The sequence below is a fragment of the Mixta intestinalis genome (assembly GCF_009914055.1).
Classification (GTDB): domain Bacteria; phylum Pseudomonadota; class Gammaproteobacteria; order Enterobacterales; family Enterobacteriaceae; genus Mixta; species Mixta intestinalis.
The window spans coordinates 3,244,890-3,263,471 of the sequence record NZ_CP028271.1; the positions used below are offsets into that span (position 1 = coordinate 3,244,890).

At 48.2% G+C, this 18,582-nt stretch carries 11 protein-coding genes and 4 pseudogenes; 5 read left to right on the forward strand and 10 right to left on the reverse strand.

What is annotated here, in order from left to right; all coding sequences use genetic code 11:
• Positions 1–61: 61 nt before the first annotated feature.
• The 7 genes and pseudogenes from C7M51_RS22785 to C7M51_RS15080 all read right to left on the reverse strand — a co-directional run.
• Positions 62–277: pseudogene (locus C7M51_RS22785) on the reverse strand (IS3 family transposase); the annotation flags it as partial.
• Between the two features lie 5 nt (positions 278–282).
• Positions 283–396 (reverse strand): annotated as a pseudogene (locus C7M51_RS22790) (transposase); the annotation flags it as partial.
• 60 nt (positions 397–456) lie between these two features.
• Positions 457–2,328 (reverse strand): sigma 54-interacting transcriptional regulator, encoded by a 1,872-nt coding sequence (locus C7M51_RS15060; RefSeq protein WP_160622480.1) that lies wholly within the window; start codon positions 2,326–2,328, stop codon positions 457–459.
• 137 nt (positions 2,329–2,465) lie between these two features.
• The gene (locus C7M51_RS15065; protein ID WP_160622481.1) at positions 2,466–3,629 is read right to left on the reverse strand and encodes a metallo-dependent hydrolase; all 1,164 of its coding nucleotides are present in this window, start codon (positions 3,627–3,629) and stop codon (positions 2,466–2,468) included.
• Positions 3,630–3,642: 13 nt separating this feature from the next.
• On the reverse strand, positions 3,643–5,037 hold the full coding sequence (locus C7M51_RS15070; RefSeq protein WP_160622482.1) for a DASS family sodium-coupled anion symporter: 1,395 nt from the start codon (positions 5,035–5,037) through the stop codon (positions 3,643–3,645).
• A gap of 70 nt (positions 5,038–5,107) precedes the next feature.
• Positions 5,108–5,806 carry an RraA family protein gene (locus C7M51_RS15075; protein WP_160622483.1) on the reverse strand — a complete coding sequence of 233 codons (699 nt, stop codon included), beginning with the start codon at positions 5,804–5,806 and terminating at the stop codon, positions 5,108–5,110.
• Between the two features lie 10 nt (positions 5,807–5,816).
• A complete protein-coding gene (locus tag C7M51_RS15080) occupies positions 5,817–6,770 on the reverse strand; it encodes a hydroxyacid dehydrogenase (RefSeq protein ID WP_160622484.1) in 954 nt (317 codons plus the stop codon).
• A gap of 612 nt (positions 6,771–7,382) precedes the next feature.
• Here C7M51_RS15080 and C7M51_RS22795 point away from each other — a divergent pair.
• Entirely contained in the window at positions 7,383–7,724 is a 342-nt protein-coding gene (locus tag C7M51_RS22795) for a Tc toxin subunit A (RefSeq protein ID WP_160622485.1), read from the forward strand.
• A pseudogene (locus C7M51_RS15090) lies at positions 7,702–9,762 on the forward strand (RHS repeat-associated core domain-containing protein); the annotation flags it as partial. The gene C7M51_RS22795 and the pseudogene C7M51_RS15090, both read left to right, overlap by 23 nt.
• A 1,322-nt stretch (positions 9,763–11,084) precedes the next feature.
• On the opposite strand, the gene C7M51_RS15095 reads toward C7M51_RS15090, so the two are convergent.
• Both C7M51_RS15095 and C7M51_RS15100 read right to left on the reverse strand, forming a co-directional pair.
• Positions 11,085–14,288 carry an autotransporter outer membrane beta-barrel domain-containing protein gene (locus tag C7M51_RS15095; protein WP_160622487.1) on the reverse strand — a complete coding sequence of 1,068 codons (3,204 nt, stop codon included), beginning with the start codon at positions 14,286–14,288 and terminating at the stop codon, positions 11,085–11,087.
• A 389-nt stretch (positions 14,289–14,677) separates the two neighbouring features.
• A complete protein-coding gene (locus C7M51_RS15100) occupies positions 14,678–15,430 on the reverse strand; it encodes a DeoR/GlpR family DNA-binding transcription regulator (protein WP_160622488.1) in 753 nt (250 codons plus the stop codon).
• Between the two features lie 220 nt (positions 15,431–15,650).
• On the opposite strand from C7M51_RS15100, the gene C7M51_RS15105 reads away from it, so the two are divergent.
• A complete protein-coding gene (locus C7M51_RS15105; RefSeq protein WP_160622489.1) occupies positions 15,651–16,745 on the forward strand; it encodes a glycerol dehydrogenase in 1,095 nt (364 codons plus the stop codon).
• A gap of 235 nt (positions 16,746–16,980) precedes the next feature.
• Positions 16,981–17,643 carry a fructose-6-phosphate aldolase gene (fsa, locus tag C7M51_RS15110; RefSeq protein WP_160622490.1) on the forward strand — a complete coding sequence of 221 codons (663 nt, stop codon included), beginning with the start codon at positions 16,981–16,983 and terminating at the stop codon, positions 17,641–17,643.
• A 42-nt stretch (positions 17,644–17,685) separates the two neighbouring features.
• On the opposite strand, the gene sgrT is transcribed toward fsa, so the two are convergent.
• Positions 17,686–17,841 carry a glucose uptake inhibitor SgrT gene (gene sgrT, locus C7M51_RS15115; RefSeq protein ID WP_160622491.1) on the reverse strand — a complete coding sequence of 52 codons (156 nt, stop codon included), beginning with the start codon at positions 17,839–17,841 and terminating at the stop codon, positions 17,686–17,688.
• 597 nt (positions 17,842–18,438) lie between these two features.
• On the opposite strand from sgrT, the pseudogene C7M51_RS22495 reads away from it, so the two are divergent.
• Positions 18,439–18,561, forward strand: a pseudogene (locus C7M51_RS22495) (hypothetical protein); the annotation flags it as partial.
• Positions 18,562–18,582 lie beyond the last annotated feature (21 nt).

Sequence of the window (18,582 nt, forward strand, 5' to 3'; positions counted from 1 at the left end):
AATCAGGCAACCCAGTGAGACAGTTTTGCTGTCTCACTGGGTTGTTTATATTCTATCTTGGTCAATCTCCACGGATAATGCAGATAATTTTGAGCCGTTGATAATATTGATTTACATATTCCGTCGGTGGCATCTGATTACTCGAACCCTGCCGACGCTTACTGTTATAAGGCATTTCGTTATAATCAAAAATATCACTGCGGCCCTCTTCCCGCGTTCCGTAAATCCTTTTCTTTATCCGTTCACACTTCAGCAGCTGGAAAAAACTTTCTGCAACTTCGGACTGTGGGTGGTAATATCGAGACGTGTTGCAACACTGGAAACAGAATAGCCACGATCAACAACCTGTTTAACCGCTGCAATTTTAAACTCTTCAGGATAACGCTTACCGCTGATGAGCACCTCTCTTTAAGCCATCTAAAGTGACCCTGAGGTGTCTGTTAAATCTGTGGCGATTCATTCCACTCCGTACATTTTCATTTTTCGCCACAGTGTGGTCGAGCTTATACCCAGAATAGTTGCCGCTCTGGTGCGATCGCCGTTGGTCTGTTTCATCACGGAAGCAATCAGCTTCTGTTCCTGCTTTTTCAGCAGATCCACCTCGCCGGCCAGCGGGACTACGATTTCGTCACTGCCTGAGGCAGAAGCCGAAAGATTGCACAGCGACTGTAACACGCCGATATCCACCTTGTGCACATTATGCACAATCAGACGGAAAATAACGGCCTGCAGCTCTCGTATATTACCTGGCCACGCATAACGGTTAAGAAAATCCACGGCTTCATCGGTAAAGCTCAGCAACCTCCCCTGCTTTGCCAGCAGAGACTCAATAATTAACATCACATCTCCGCTACGCTCTTTAAGTGCTGGCAGGCGCAGTTCAAGGATATTGATGCGATACCAAAGATCATGACGGAATTCACCCGCCGCTATCTGCGCACCAAGATCTTTGTTGCTGGCAGTAATAAGACGGAAGTTAGCGCTGATTAACGTATCTCCCCCCACCCGACTGAACTTTTTCTCCTGCAATATGCGCAGCAGCTTAATCTGCACGGCAGGCGGCGCTTCACTGATTTCATCAAGAAATACCGTGCCGTTCATTGCCACCTCAAAAATACCGGGTTTTCCTCCCCTGCGCGCATTGGTGAAAGCGCCATCGGCATAACCAAACAGCTCACTTTCCAGAAGCGTTTCCGGAATGGCAGCGCAGTTGAGTGCGATAAAAGGCCCGGCACTGCGTGGACTGGCATGGTGGATGCTCTGGGCAAACAGTTCTTTACCGGTGCCGCTATCGCCCAAAATATTCACTGGCAGATCGTGGGCGGCATAAATTTTGGCCTGCTCAATGACCGTCTTCATAACCGGCGAATGTCCAATGATATCGGCAAAAGAATAAGTGGTGGTAAAGCCTTTATTGTCACTCTTTCTGACGCTACGAGAAGCAGATCGGCCCGTCTGTTCCGGCCTGACGCCGGTGATAATAGTGTAAAAACCGTGCTTATTAGAAAAGTGCTTCACCGCGAGATAAACTATTTCTCCCTCGATCTCCAGCGCATGTTCTTTTACATCCTGCTCATTAATGATGTAACCAAAAATCCCCTTAAACGCCTCTTTTTTGAAGATTTTCTCCCCGGTATTGCACTGAAATAGCGAGAACCCCCGGGAATTCATATTGATGATCTCTCCCGACTGGTCGAGGCACATCACCCCTTCGTTCGACTGGTTAAGTGCAGACCAGGACATCGCCAGCTTCATACTCTCAGCGTTGATATATTTCAGCATGCTGGCAGCAACGTCGAGCGCCTGTTCAATGGAGATATTATCCGTATCCCCCATGATAACGTTCAGATCGTACTTTTTCGCCATTTCGGCCACCGTCAGGCCGCCGATAACCAACTGATAGTGATTTTCTGCCAGGTTTTTTACGACATTTTCAATATCGTAGTGGTTATAGACCTGACAAATTTTAAATTCGTCATTTGTCATGTTCTGATAATGGCGAAGTACGTTACAGAACTGCGGAAACCCCACCGCTGCAATTTTCTGCGACTTCTTGCGCGCATCCTGCAGAATACGATAGATCCCATGCAAATCATGGGCAATATCAATAACCGGAATGTTCAGGTTGCTACGCAACAGTGCTGCCGTTCCTCCCCGGCTGATGAGTATTTTAGTGCCGTTCTGAATCAGTTTTCGGGCTTTTTCCACCACGTCGGAATAGTGATATTCATAAACGGGAATAGCGATTTTTCTTTCGATAAGCACATTGGATATGCGTTGCGTAATGGTTTTTGACACCGAGAAAATGGCGATTTCGTTATTTTTCATTGGCAATCCAGAATTATCGATTTATGCGGGAATATCATATTGTCACGGACCTCATCCCACAAAGCGCCGCCAGAGCAAATGAAAAAAGCCCGCGCATATGCAGCGCGCGAGCAAAGGATCCTGAACCGATTTTTCATTCAAAAACGTTGTCGACGATAGACAATTTGCCCGTTGCTGATGGTGGCACAGTTATCGATATAGCGATCGCCCTCCAGTAACACACCTTTGGTATCTTCAAACACCACTTTCTCTTTACGCAGCTTCACAATGGCTATATCAGCCAGTGCACCGGGAGCCAGCGTGCCAATCTGTCCCTGCATTTTCATCAGTCGTGCGGGCGTTTGGGTTACCGCACGAACCACATCAAAGAATGACATCCCCATGTTCAGGTACTTCGACATGATAAACAGCAGGCTGAAAACTTTGTTAGTACGCAGGCTGTTACGAAGTGTCAGATCGGTGCTGATGATATCGGGGGTAAACCCCTGCTCCAGGGCATGGCGAGCTACGTTAAAATCAAAGTGCGCCACACCGTTAGAACAGTCAAAAATCACCCCACGCTCTTTGGCCTCCCTGATAGCGGGAAACAATTCACCGTTTTCCTTAAGAATTGCATTACCGGTACCGTGGAAACAGTGGGCATAGATGTCATCGGACTGGAAATGACTAATCAGTTCGTCAGCTGGCAGGCGCGAATCCGTCACGTGTACACACAACGTTGTCTTCAGCATACGGGCCAGTTCTACGGTTACGTAGAAGGGATCATCACTGTAGTTGCGTCCGTCAGCAATGTCCCGGCTGTAACGTAGTTTCAGGCCGAGAATATTGTCGCGGTTTTCGTCCAGCGTCTGACTAATTTTCTCTACGTTGAAATTGGCCGGATTGGTATTTTCCAGATATCCTGTCGGTCCGCCGCCCAGCGTGGATAACCCCACATTGACCACATTCAGATAGCTCTTAATGCGCGTCTGCGCGGTATTTATCACGCTGTTGCGAAACATTTTATAGTTCACCCAGCCGCTGCTGCCAGCATCCACTACGCTTGTCACCCCGTTGGGCAGGCAGAGTACATCCGGATTGACGCTGATGGCGGTACCGCCGTGAAAAACGTGAGCATGAAAATCAATCAGTCCGGGCAGGACAATGCAGCCTGCCGCATCAATGACGGTTTCAGCTTCCGCATTTTCAACGCTCTGTAAATCAACAATACGGTTGCCGACGATGCCGATGTTCTGATTCACATAGCCTGCACTGTCGAGGTCGGCCACCAGACCATTTTTAATCAAAATATCCAGTTTCATTTTGCTCTCCTTATCAGATACCAATCATTTTCCAGTAAGGAATACCTACCAGGAAGTAAACCAGCACGTTGATCAGCACCATGATGGTACCGAGCAGCCAGAAAGTTTTTTGCGGAACATAGCCGCTGGAAAAGGTAAACACGCCTGCGCCGTTACCATAGTGCGTCAGCAGGGCACCGTAACCGGCGGAGAATGCCAGCGACAGGGCAACATACATCGGGTGCGCCTGGGTGGTCATACCGAGAGTAAAAAGAACCGGGTAGAACGACACCACAAAGGCACTGTTAGAGACGAAGAAGTAACGCACTGCAAGGCTGATAAACACCAGTACACCCAGCGCGCTGATTTCACTTAGCTGCGACAGATCGAGCCAGGTTTTGATCACTTCTACCAGGTAGACGTAAAAACCGCCTTTGGATAGCGCGACGGCGCATCCATAAAACGCACCGTACCAGACAAAGGTCTGCCAGGCCGATTTTTCACTGACCACATCGTTCCAGCTCAGTACGCCAAACAGCAACAGGCAGGCAAGGAAAGCGAGGCCGACAGGAATAAACGCAATACCGGTAACGGAACCCGTCATCCAGCCGATAATACCCAGCACAAAGAAGACCATCAGCAGCTTCTCTTCTCGCTTCAACGGGCCGAGCTCCTGCAATCCTTTGGTAGCGATTTCGTTAACGTTAGTGATGGTTTTCAGCTCAGGCGCATAGAGCTTGTAGAGGATCCACGGCGCGGCTAACAGCACAATGCCTGCCGGTACGATGGCGGCTTTGAACCACACCATCCATTCAAGATTGACACCCATTATCTCATTAGCGAGTGAGACGGTAATGGAGTTGGTGGCCATCCCGGTCAGAAACAAACTGGAGGTTCCCATCGATACCACATACATCAGGATCGTGAGATAGGCTCCGATTTTACGGCTACCGCTATCCGGCTTCGAACCCAGCGCTTCTGCGATATTACGAAAAATAGGAAAGGTTATTCCGCCAGAACGTGACATATTTGATCCGGTGGCAGGAGCCAAAACGGTATCTGTAATCATCATCAGATAGCCCAGCGTCAGGGTGTTTTTGCCATAGCGCTGAAGCAACAGATAGGCGATACGTTTGCCTAAGCCAGTGATCACGAAAGCCTTACAGATGATAAAGGCGCTGATAATAAACCATACCATCGGGCTACCGAATCCGGCAAACAGCGGGCCTGGTTCGATCACCAGCGAGGCAAAACCGAGGATAATGAGCATAATAACGGCGTCGGTAAACGGACGCAGAACCAGCCCGCACAGCATAGCCAGGTAGATACCGACGATTTCCCAGGTCTGTGCGGAAATACCTTCCGGATGAGGTATAACCCAGAACAAAACGGGGAAAAAGATAACGGGTAAGAGTTTAAGATAAAGCATATTTACATTACCTGTATTTGGCAGCCACACGCTCTGATTACAGCGTGCGGCATTTCATTATTGGTAGGAATTAGCGGTAGGTGTCGTCGATGAATTCAACACCTTTTTCATCTAATGATTTTCTTACCCATGCACGGTTGGCAGTGCCGTTTTTCGCGGCTTCCACTTTGCTCGCATCAAATTTGGCGTAGCTGGTGGCTTTGTCGAGCAAGGCAGCGGCATCGTTTAGCGGCACCACGATCACACCGTCAGCATCACCCACAATCAGATCGCCGGGGCACACTGCCACGCCGCCAACGGCAATCGGCGTGTTTACTTCCCCTGGGCCCTCTTTAAACGGGCCTGCCGGGTTTGATCCGGTAGCGAAAATAGGGAAGTCCATAACGGAGAGAGTATCGATATCGCGAACGGGGCCATCCAGCACGATACCGGCGATTTTCCTGCTGTAATGGGCGTAAGCAACCATGATTTCGCCCATCAGTGCACGGGAACGATCGCCTTCGTTAGAGACAACAATGACGTCATTTTCCGTTGCCATATCCAGTGCTGCATGCAGCATCAGGTTGTCGCCCGCACGCGCTTTCACCGTAATGGCATAGCCCGCCATAATCGGTTTCTTTGGTGAAGAGATACGTTTAATGCCGTTACCGAGTACCGCAATGCGGTTCATGGTGTCAGCAATATTTGCCGCAGGAAGCTGCTCATAATGTTTCAATAACTCAACATCGAATGCCGGACGTTTGATAAAAACACGATTACCAATGGACATGATTTTCTCCTTAAAAACCCGGCACCGGCCAGGACGGTTTTTTGCCTGATAACACTTCGTCAATACCGATAGCGGAGTGCAGCGAGGCGCGGTCGGTGGCTTCTTTGGTAGCGGCACCAATGTGCGGAGCAATTACTATGTTGCTCAGGGTGAAAATTGGATCTGCCGGATCGAAAGGTTCTTTTTTCAGTACGTCGACGCCTGCGCCGGCGATGGAGTGGGTAGAGAGCGCATGATAAAGCGCCTTTTCGTCAACCAGCTTGCCGCGGGCGGTGTTGATGAAATAGGCGGTAGGTTTCATCAACGAAAATTGCTTTTCGTTAACGAAGTCGAAGGTTTCTGCAGTAGCAGGACAGTGCAGAGAGACAAAATCGCTTTCTTTAAATATTCGGTCGAAATCGTCGGTTAACTCTACTCCTTCCGGCACCTGCTCCTGGGTTTTGTAAGGATCATAAGCAATGACTTTCATATTGAAGCCATGCAGCGCTTTGATGGCCACACGTGAACCGATGTTACCCACGCCGACCAGACCCAGGGTTTTACCATCCAGCTCAACTTTCGGGGTGCGCAGCTTTGCCCAGTAGTAATCCTCAAGCATTTTTTCTTCCACCAGCTTGAAGTTACGTGAACAATACAACATGTAAAAAATCGCCAGTTCTGCAACAGACATACTGTTAGCAACGGGTGCGTTCAGGACGGTCACACCATGGCGTTTAGCGGATTCTAAATCGACGGTGTCATAACCAGCGCCATGGCGTGCTACCACTTTTAATTTTTTTGCCGCATCGAACACGCGATCGGACATTTTAGAGAGACGAACAATAATGCCATCGCAGTCAGGAATATCGCGGATAATATCTTCTTCTTCCATCCCGGAACCGGTAATCAACTCGTAGCCGCGACTCTCAAGATATTCCCGCCCTTCCTTCATGATTTCTTGCGGAAGTAAAATTTTGTACGCCATTTAACGTTCTCCTTTGTTGTTTCTCCAATATTTGCAGGCACCGTGCCAGACTTAATTAAATAAGAGTATTTATATTATTATCTTGTTGAAATTTAAGTTTTTTTATTTTTTATCGAATAAACTAACCAGTGATTAAAATCACAAAAAATCATTACCCACCACCATTTCATTGCAAAATAAATTGTATGGATTTCATTTTGAAATATGAAATCGAATTCATGTCACATTATTGAATTATAGGTTTTACGTGTTGTATTTCATTTGGTATTAACGGCTTACTGGTTAGACATTTATCGTCATACTCCTGATAATTTCACTCCCATATTATTTTCCTGAAGCGTTATAAACCTCATTATGATGGGTAAGCCATTCCCGCTTATCTTATTCCTAAGAAAACCAAATAAAATCACAACTTCTGATGTCGTTAAAGAACCACTTTCTGTTTACTATCAAACAAAATCTATTCTGTTAACTGTGCGGCAACCTGCTAGATTAATTCCGCTTTGAAATATATAAACCCCTTACTCATGGAGGATATATTTTTACCGATATTTTTATGAAACTCAGGAAAGAAAATAACATTCTCTGTGAATTATAAATCTCTGGAGATAATTGTATGCCTACAAATCGCCTACTGTCATTTTTAGAGGCAGAATCAGTACCAAACTGCAAAAAGCTGGCTACCGAACCGTCTTTGATATCGTTAATCAAAGCCACGCTAATTTTATTAATACCGTTCCGGATATGGATGTCAGCCATACACAACAGCTTTATCGCCAGGCCCAGGAGCACGCGGCAACCCAGAAACACCTGTTCCGTTCGTGGCATTTACCACACAGGCAGCACAGGCCGGGCTCACTGTTTAGCATTAACAGGCGAGGCTCCCAACCAACACACTTCTCTTATATAAAATTTTTTGCAGGATACATTCATGAATACAGCATTGTTTCGTAACACGCCATCAGTCACGGTATTCGACAACCGTGGCCTGACCGTGCGCAATATCGCGTATCATCGTCATCCGGATTCTCCTGATACGACAGACGAACGCATTACCCGCCAGCAATACGATGCCCGCGGCGCACTCGCGCAGAGCGCCGACCCGCGTCTGGGCAACGCCGGGCTGGCGAACTTCAGGTATCTGACGGACCTGGCCGGTAACACTCTGCGTACACAAAGCGCGGATAACGGTATCACTGTAACAATCAGCGACATAGCCGAAAGACCGTTCATCACCGTCAGCAACATCAGTATCACCAGCGACGGTACGGAGGACAGAAGTCAGGCGGTGACCCACACCTGGCAGTATGAGGATATAGCGCTGCCCGGTCGTCCGCTGAGCATCACGGAGCAGGTAACCGGCGAAACTGCCCGTATCACGGAGCGATTTATCTACGCCGGTAATAGTGACGCGGAGAAAGCCCTGAACCTGGCGGGTCAGTGCATCGGCCACTACGATACAGCCGGTCTGCTCCAGACAACCAGCATGGCGATCACCGGCGTACCGCTCTGCGTTACCCGCCGCCTGTTGAAGGACGCCGGCAACCCTGACGTTGTGGCCGACTGGCAGGGTGACGCCGCTACCTGGAACGACATGCTGGATGGTGAAGAGTATGCCACCCTGACAACCGCTGATGCCACCGGGGCGGTGCTGACCACTACCGATGCAAAAGGCAATATGCAGCGCATGGCATACGATGTGGCGGGGCTACTGACCAGCAGCTGGTTGACCCTTGCCGGGGGAACTGAGCAGGCTATCGTGAAATCCCTGACGTACTCCGCTGCCGGACAGAAGCTGCGCGAGGTGCACGGCAACGACGTAGTCACCACGTATACATACGAAGCGGAGACGCAGCGCCTGACGGGAATCAGGACGGAACGACCGCCAGAACACAAGTCAGGCCAGAAGGTGCTACAGGACCTGCGCTATGAATATGATCCGGTAGGTAACGTACTCAACGTCAGCAACGACGCGGAAGAGACGCGTTTCTGGCACAATCAGAAAATAGTGCCAAAGAATACATATACCTATGACAGCCTCTACCAGCTGGTCAGCGCCACCGGGCGCGAGATGGCAAACGCCGGTCAGCAAGGCAATAACTTACCATCCGTCACCGTTCCCCTTCCCACCGACAGTTCCGCATATACAAACTACATCCGTACTTACAGCTATGACGGTGCCGGTAACCTGACGCGAATACGTCATACGCCAGCAACCGGCAGTGGCTATACCACGGATATCACGGTCTCAGAACAGAGTAATCGGGGCGTGCTGAATACTCTTGCCTCACATGCCTCTGACGTGGAGGCGCTGTTCACCGCCGGGGGCCAGCAGAAGCAGCTACTGCCGGGAAAAAACCTTATCTGGACGCCGCGTAACGAGCTGTTGCAGGTGACCCAGGTGTCTCGAAACGACGGTAAGGATGACAGGGAGAGCTATCGCTATGATGCGGATAACCAACGCCTCCTGAAAATGAGCGTACAGAAAACCAGCAACAGCGCACAGACGCAGCAGGTATTGTATTTGCCGGGGCTGGAGCTGCGCAGCACAAAAAGCGGCAATACGGAAACGGAAAACCTGCAGGCGATCTCTCCAGGCGAAGCAGGCCGGGCGCAGGTGCGGGTGCTGCACTGGGAGAAAGGTAAGCCCGCCGACATCGACAATGGCCAGATGCGCTGGAGCTATAACAGCCTGACCGGGAGTAGCACGTTTGAGCTGGACGGCGATGGCAATCTCATCAGCGCGGAGGAATATTATCCTTACGGCGGTACGGCGATTTGGACAGCGCGTAATCAGGTTGAAGCAAACTACAAGAGCATGCGGTACTCAGGCAAGGAGCGTGATGCCACCGGGCTGTATTACTACGGCTACCGGTACTATCAGCCATGGGCAGGTCGCTGGCTGAGCGCGGACCCGGCGGGCACGGTGGACGGGATGAACCTGTTCAGGATGGTTCAGAATAATCCGGTCACCTGCGAGGATGACACGGGAGAAGCAACGCAAAACCGCAACAGAAATATTTTCAGGCTGGCCGCATTTGGTCTGCGCAGAGAGGGGGAAGGCATGGGAGCATCGCTTTCCCGTGGAATGAAAGTTTCCAGAGCTATTGCGGGAGGAGTGGCCGTTGCGGGTATAGCTATAGCCGGAGCGGCAACTGCTGGTATTGCCCTGGGCGTGGTGGCCGCTATCGGAGTTGGTGCCTTTGCCATTGGTGCAATTGCCGGATGGAACATAAATAAAATAACCGCCGGGATTGCGAAATTTATATCAAAAAGATTACAGGGGAGATCGGTTACGGCCAATACGGCGGCTGGTGCAGCTCTGGGGAGTACAACAGCTCACCTGACCGGAGCAAGGATACAGGGCACCGCCATAGCCGGAGCGGCAGGTGCGATTTCAGGCGCGCTTGGCGGGGCCGTTGCCAATTCCGACAGAGGCATGGGAGGAGCGCATGCTGCTGGTATTGCAGTTGGTACGGTTAACACAATGGCGGGTAGAGATGTCAGCTATGCAATGGAGTTAACGTCCGCAACTTTTGGTGCTATCGGTGGATTTATCACAGGTACTCATGGCAGTACCGCAGTAGGAGAAAATGCAGGTTATGGTAGTTATATCGGGGGAATGGTTGGCCGGTATGCAGACAATGCTGTTTCATATGCATTCAACGCAGTTGGCGGAGAGATTGCCAGAAGCGCCGCTCAGGCAATCGTAACAAACTTTACGGGTAATAATTTTCTGACGAGGTTCATAGGCAGAAGATTAGGCGGGGCCGCCTTCTCTTTTTTACGAAGTACTATTTCAGTCGGCGGTTCTAATGAATGGGCAGGAAGCAGCATCGGCGCTGCGGTTGGCGGGATTGGCACTGCATTAAGTAGCACTGCGCCAGATCAACATTTCAGGAACAGAATTAATCAACTGGGATCGATGCTTGATTTTTTAGGAGGAAGAGCGATGAACCTGCTGAGACGTTTTATTTTGCCTGCTGCTGCAAGAAACGTCGCTGTAGATGCGGGCGTTGGTGCTATACGGCTTGCAACCCAGGGGGTTAGCTTTGTCTGACAGAACCTGCCGGTCCGTAATTCCGTGTTATCGTCAGTCTGTTAATGATAATTGCCCTGGCGATCACCGAACACGATAATAAAGCGACTCATTACCCTTCGTCAGTCTCTAAGCGGCATCGTTTATTTTTACGATGCCGCCTGGATTACCCGTCACGCCACCTTCTTCACTAAATCATCCGTCGGGAACGCCTTACGTTGTTTGAATGCGTGGCGGATCACGCTATTCATGCAGCAAATACGTCCTGTGCTTATTTAAAACAGGTACTTAACACCCAGTATCGCCTGCGTATCACTGTACGCTTTGTCGCCAATCTGCTGAGCAATATTTCCCCACAGGTTGATATTTTTCCCCAGTTGGCTTTCAACACCAACTTTTATTTCGCCAATATTACGTGTACCGGCCTGCTCAATATGATAGCCGTTCAGCGATGCACCAACGTTTTTCGTATCATGCAGCCAGTTAAGTTCTACAAACGGCTCAAACAGGCGCTCTTTGCCTTCATCTAACAGGCTGTGCCCTTTAATAAACGCACGTACTCCAAGGCGGCTCTGAATATTGCTATCCCCCGTACTCTCCACCCAGGTACCGTTCATTTCCCGATGGCGATCGGCCTTAACGCCCATCCAGGTCAGCTGTGCCACTGGCTGAATAAAATAGCTTTCACGCTTATTTTTCTCTGCCAGTTTCCAGGTATAACCCGCTTCCACCGATGCCGTAGCTCCCTTAGATTTGTAGCGCTCTGCGGTCAGCGACTGCCCGGTTACGCTATTATCAAACCAGCTGTACAGCATCCAGCTATCGATGTAAGCACCGCTCTTCTCTTCATTATTCTGTAGCCAGGTAGCGTAAGCCCCCAGGCTATAGCCGTGAACGCTGCCATCCGCCCGGTAACCGCTTCGGTAGTTACGGGTATTACTTTTCTGATTCGCATATCCCCCCATGATGCCAAGATGGAAACGATCTCGCTCATCGGTGCTCCACTGCGCAATATCCCCGCCCAGCTGTAATACATAACGGTTAGCCTGAGTTTTCAACTGACCGCTGTTATCCCTGAAGCGCGTATGCCCTCCCACATGCCGCAGCCACATACTGGTAACTTTTTCTTCGCCAGTCAGAGAATCGACATAATGAGGTTCTCCCAGTCGATCGTGCAGACGGTGCACAAATAATCTATTTGCTGCCCACAGGTTAGCGCCATATTCACTTGCTTCCGGGCGGAATACGGGTTCCGGATCCAGAGGAGAAGTGGGATCCGGTTCAAAAGCCGGTTGGACGCTGACAAGATACCAGTTACCGATATCCGTACCCACGCCGCGTCTTAGAAAATATTCATACGCTCCGCCAACAATGCGATCTTTTTGGACGAACTCACCCTGTGATTGTCCGCTTACGTTAATGAGTTCGATCCCTTTTTTCGTATAAGCACCTTTGCCGCCCACGTTATTAACGTGTACAACAGTCGTGCCGTCGGTATCGCCAGTAACGATCATGCGATCGGTAGCGGAAGTATCATTTCCCAATACGGTATTAAAGTAGATATCGCCATTCTGACCACTGTAATTACCATTAACCAGCAGCTTATTTCCTACCTGTTGCTGTTTAATATTCCCGCTTTTTGCCAGCAGAATGCTTCCGCTGTTAGTCAGCCCGCGATCGATTTCTAACGATACCGGGGTTTGTTTATTCTGATACAGACTGCCTACTTTCAGAACGCCCGCATTCATTACCTGAGTTTTACCGAGATAGCCTTCTGCGGATAGCGTGCCGCCATTATGGACCGATATATTTCCGCCTACCGCCCTGGAGGAATCCAGACCTCCGCTCAACACAACAATAGCGCCATTATATTGCTGACTGTCGCCGCTCAGATAAAGCGTCGCGTCACCTTGCTTTTTAACAGAGCCTGCGCCAGCAAAGGAGCCGGCATAAAGGCTGTTTGAGTTTTGATCGATAATAAGATTTGCCGTGGTGACATCCACTACGCCGCCCTTACCGGACAGCGACGACATCACCAAATCATGTTCGTTAAGATTCAGTTTACCGCCATTAACGGTATAGGGCGTATTATTGACGAAGGCATCATCGTTATCAGTACGCAGCTCTCCTTCTTCTACCCAAGTGCCGCCGAGGTAATGATTTTTGCCAGCAAGCGCAACTAGCCCTGCGCCTGTTTTAACTATTCCACCATGGCCTGCTAATGAACCCTTCAACAACATTTGTTTATTGTCGCCTGATTCAAGCGTCGACCGCGCCAGGACATTCATATCTACTTCAGTAGAAAGCGTATCTTCACAGTAGCTACAATCATTTACCCGTAAAGTACCTCCATTTAAATTGAAGGCATATATACCGTCGCCAGCAATAATGGCATCTTTATCTGATGATAAGGAACTGTTAGCGATGGTAATAAAACCATTTTTATTCAAGTTTACGATGGCAGATGTTGCAGAATTACCGGCCATAAACAGGCCTGAAACCGGATTATCAAAACCATCAATGTCAGTGTTGGCTTTACCTTCAAAAACAACCTCAGCATAATCACTTACATTCAGTACTGCGGATCCCGCCCCTTTTTGTGTCAATTTGGCATCGATAGATTGAAGATCGTCGTAAACATCTGCGGCCAGGATCATCTGACTACCAATAACAAGGCGACTTTTTTCTCCTGTAACATTGATCTCCGCATAGGGAGGTTTTGCTACCGTAGCGGGTCCATTGTTTGCCAACGTAGTTGATGCGCTAATCCTGCCAGCAGACAACTCACCGCCATCGGTAATATTCACAATGCCATTACCTATAAATCCTAAATACAACGTTCCATTTTCAACTGAATCGCCATAGTAAGGCGCGTTGTTTATCAGACGCAAAGCGCTACCAACGCCGGAAATATTAATGATGCCGGTATTACTGATATTACCCGCACCCACATACGCTTTGTTATTAGAAAAGTTTTCGGCTTCTCCAACATTCATTATCGCGCCATCGCGTATATTGAGAATGCCTGTTACCGTACTTTCGCGCTCAGTGTGCCAGTCAAAAAAACCACTACTGCCTATATCAAGGCCAAGCGTTGTCACTTCACCAATATCCGCGCCAACAAGGTTTAATACACCTTCGGTATTGCTAAGCGTCATATTCTCTTTAGTGACGGATCCCACAGAAAAATAGGTGGTATCATTTACGTTACGAGAAAACTCTGAAATAGTCAGCGTGCCTTTACCTCCGTCCTTACCGACGGAGAAAGCGTGATCGTAACCAGACGTACCTTTTAACGTTAGTTCAGCGCTATTATTATCTCCTGCGCCAATCACATATCCCAGGGATTGCCAGTCCCACACGCCCGAGCTATGAACGCCGGTAGAATTATAATAAATGGTGTCAGCAAAAGCCGTGGGGGCACTGTTTATTAGTAACATTGCTATCGCGGCAGACAGAGCTTTTATTTTCAAAGCCATCGAAAATTCCCTGTAAAATCTATCCATCCCTAAAAAATCAAAAGTAACAACCAGAAACTATATTAGCAAGTTTATATTAGCTGTACTGATATAAATGATGATAAACAACAGTTCAAATCAGCGTCTTCACAAAATATATAACACTCTTTTTAGTACTTATTCAAACTGCAAATATCATATTTTGTACCACAGTGTGCCTATCCGCCTGAGACGGATGCCGCTCTGAACATCCATGATGTAAACAGGCAGCAGCTAAGTCAGCAAGGGGTTATCTATCGGCACAATGATTATATACAGAGCGGAATCCTGAAGTTTGATCTGTTCAGCGTTAAATATCTCAACGTAGCTTCAGAGAAGCAGGTTACTCATTCTATCCGGTACTATAATGTTCATTGATCACCCGATGGCGCAATTGTCTCTATTCCCTGCCGTGATAAGTAGTCCTGGTATTCATCATTAATACTGAAATCAGAAATTACCATATTAATCAGCCCGGTTGGGCCAAGAGGATGTGGATGAACAACGCCAAACTTAGAACTGTCAGTCAATATTATATTCATTGCCTGTTTTTGCAGCGCGCTGTTAACAATATCCGCCCTCAGCATATCTCTGCCGGTAAATCCGGTATCAATACGGAACCCATCAATGCCGATAAACGCTTTGCTGAAATGCACATTCTTCATCGCCAGCTGAGTAAGGGAGCCCACCATACTCTCGCTGCGTTTTTGTAAAATGCCTCCCAGCAAGATAATTTCACACTTGCTTTGGCGTAGCAGGTTGGCGATATAGGAGCTTACCGTTACGATCGTGAGATCCTTTCGTTCACCAAGAATACGCGCAAGTATCGCGTTTGTGCTGCCGCTTTCAATAAAAATGGTTTCCCCACTCTCTACAATTGAAGCGGCATACTCGGCAAGCACTTTCTTCTGTTTGAAATTATTCAGCATCCTTGTATCAACGCTATCGCTGTCGATAGCCACGGCAGATCCGTGCACACGACGTAAATAAGCATTTTTCTCCAGCGCATTCAGGTCATGGCGAACTGTAACAACCGATACACCCGTCAATTTAGAAAGCTCAGAGACAGAAATTTTCCCGTTTTCTATCACTGTTTGCAGTATCAGCTGCTGCCTTGAATTCATTACCACCTCAATCCATAACTTCCATTTAACAAAAAATCAATAAACTTTCGAATTTTCAAACTGTTAGAAAGCATAACACAGATAATTAAAAGGATAAATTCTCACAGACGAAAGCAGATCAACTTTCGAAAGAAAGTTTACTGCTACTTTGTCTAAAGTCACTAAGGTTATTACGCTTTAATGTTCACTTTGTTCACAGATACAGATAAGGAGAGTTGACATGTCTAAGTTTGTATATTCATCACCCCGCAAATATGTTCAGGGTATGGGAGTCATCGCTGAACTGGGTAAATATGTTGCAGAGCTGGGCAACTCAGCATTTGTGGTTGCCGACGATATTGTTTGGGGGATCACGTCCACTAGTGTAACGGAGTCCCTAAACCTGGCAAATATTAGCTTTAATAAAGAAACGTTTAACGGCGAATCTTCTGCTAACGAGATCGCCCGGCTGACTGAACTGGCCAAAACCTACAAAACCACCACGGTAATTGGTCTGGGTGGAGGCAAAACCTTAGATACGGTAAAAGCCGTTGCGGACGAGCTTAAGCAGCCGGTAATTATTGTCCCTACCGTAGCCTCTACCGACGCCCCCTGTAGTGCGCTTTCAGTAATCTATTCAGATACCGGCGTATTTGAGAAATATCGCTTTTATACTAAAAACCCGGATCTGGTATTGGTTGATACCGGTATTTGCGTAAAAGCGCCGGTTCGCCTGTTTGCATCCGGTATTGCAGACGGCCTGGCAACCTATATTGAGGCGGCAGCCGTTAAGCGCAGCCATTCCAAATCGATGGTTGATGGAGCGCCAACCGTTGCAGCAATGGCAATTGCCGAAGCCTGCGAGAAAACGCTGCTCACATGGGGCAAAAGCGCTTACGAAGCGGTCAGCAAACAGCTGGTAACGCCAGCCGTTGAGGCTGTTGTAGAAGCAAATACGCTGCTTTCCGGTCTTGGTTTTGAAAATGCCGGTCTTGCTGGCGCGCACGCGATTCACAACGGTTTCACCGCAATTAGCGGTGATATTCATCATCTGACGCATGGTGAAAAAGTGGCTTACGGCACGCTAACACAATTGATCCTTGAGCAGCGCTCTGATGAGGAGATTGCGAAATACATCGCTTTCTATCGTTCCATCAAAATGCCTACCACGCTTAAAGAGCTGCATCTTGAGACGGCATCCTGGTGCGACCTTGTCAAAATTGGCAATCTGGCGAACAGCAGCGGTGATACGCTGCGCAACCTTGACGCTACGCTCAGCGGTGAAGATGTCGCCAATGCCATACTGGCCGTTGATGCCCTGAGTCGTTCCCTCTAAAGCGTGATTACCTGCCCTCCTTCGGGAGGGCTTTGATACGAATAAAGACAGCCGATGCCTTTTCAAAGCATAACAGCCAGCATACAGCCCCAGTGAAAAACAGCCTTTCTATTACGTAAGAAAACAATGAAACTTTCGAAAGAAAGTCATGTTGATTTTGATCAATAAGCCCGACCGTTCGAAAGTTATACTGAGGAAAACTTGCCAGTAATCGCAACGTTATGCGGAGCAAAATATGAAACTTTATCTTGATACCTCTGATGTAGCCTCAGTAAAACGTCTTGCCCGAATTTTCCCACTTGCCGGGGTAACGACCAATCCGAGTATTGTGGCTGCCGGAAAGAAACCCGTTGACGTTTTATTACCGGAGCTAAAAGAAGCGCTGGGAAATGAGGGAGTGCTGTTTGCACAGGTTATGGCACCCCATGCGGATCAGATGGTTGAAGAAGCCAGAAGGTTAAGAGCCATTGTTAATGATATCGTGGTAAAAATACCGGTCACGGCAGAAGGGCTCGCCGCGATAAAGATGCTCACAAAGGAAGGTATTCCGACATTAGGTACGGCAGTTTATGGAGCCTTTCAGGGCTGCCTTTCCGCACTGGCGGGCGCGCAGTATGTCGCGCCTTATGTTAACCGGCTTGATGCTCAGGGCGGAAACGGCATTCAAACGGTTCAGGAATTACAGCTGCTATTGAAAACGCATGCGCCAGCTTCAAAAGTGCTTGCGGCCAGCTTCAAAACCCCGCGTCAGGCGCTTGATTGCCTGCTGGCTGGCTGTGAGGCGATAACGCTTCCTCTGGATGTCGCCGAACAAATTATTTCAACCCCAGCCGTCAATGCTGCGGTTGAGAAATTTGAAAAAGACTGGTTTACTGCCTTTAACACTACAACAATCTGATATAAAGGTATGGCGATATCATTATCGCCATACCTTATTATTTTATTTTTTAATGGCAGGTTTGGTGTAATCCCATTGCATAACACTATCAAGCATAGTTTCACGTCGTGTGGCGCTAAAAATTGCTGAAACCCAGTTTTTTGCATTTTCGGTTGCTGAAAAATAGGTGTGATAAAATTTTTTGCTTTCGTTTTTCATATGAACTCCATATTGCGATGTTTGTTATTTAATACAGGTCGGTGAAATTAAAACCTTACGTTTTGATTATTACGCTAAAGGTCAGGCCGATCCTTTTACCAGATATCTACCGTTATGCTGGTTTAAAACCCTGAACGATATCATTCGTGGTAATCACAGATATCCGTTTCCTTTGATGCTGTAAGTGTGATCCAAAACACGGAACGAATAAATTGATGGATTTGCCTAAGGTTGTTCCTCTTTTATGTCCACATTCAGAAGCGCGAACAGAACATCAAGCCGTAACAATTATCTGTTTTAAAACAGTGAGTTGTTGTCATTCAGTCGAAAGCATCCTTACAAAGTAGAGCTGATTACACGAATCCCTTAACAGGGTTCAGGCACCGCTTCGTCCAATTTATGGTTTTCCAGCAGCAGCTTTGCCCCCTGATTGATTTTCCGTCTTCAGTCATTTCCTCATGAATTCCCCTTTTCAGGCAATGTATGCAAAAGCTGGGTCGAACAGTCTGCACGCGGGCATCAGGGCTGTTGCCCGCTCAGAAATGAAGCCACCCGCTCATCAATAGGGTTGAAATTCATCCTCTTTTTCACAACTGATTAATTACTCAGGGACAGCGCAGTATGCGCGGCCTCAAAATGGAGTTGCCAGGATGGTTTGATTTTAAATCTGCCTGGTACGCCCCTTCTCTGCCGGATAAAAACCACCCGGCGCAGCGATGAAACGTCGGCAAATAGCCTGTT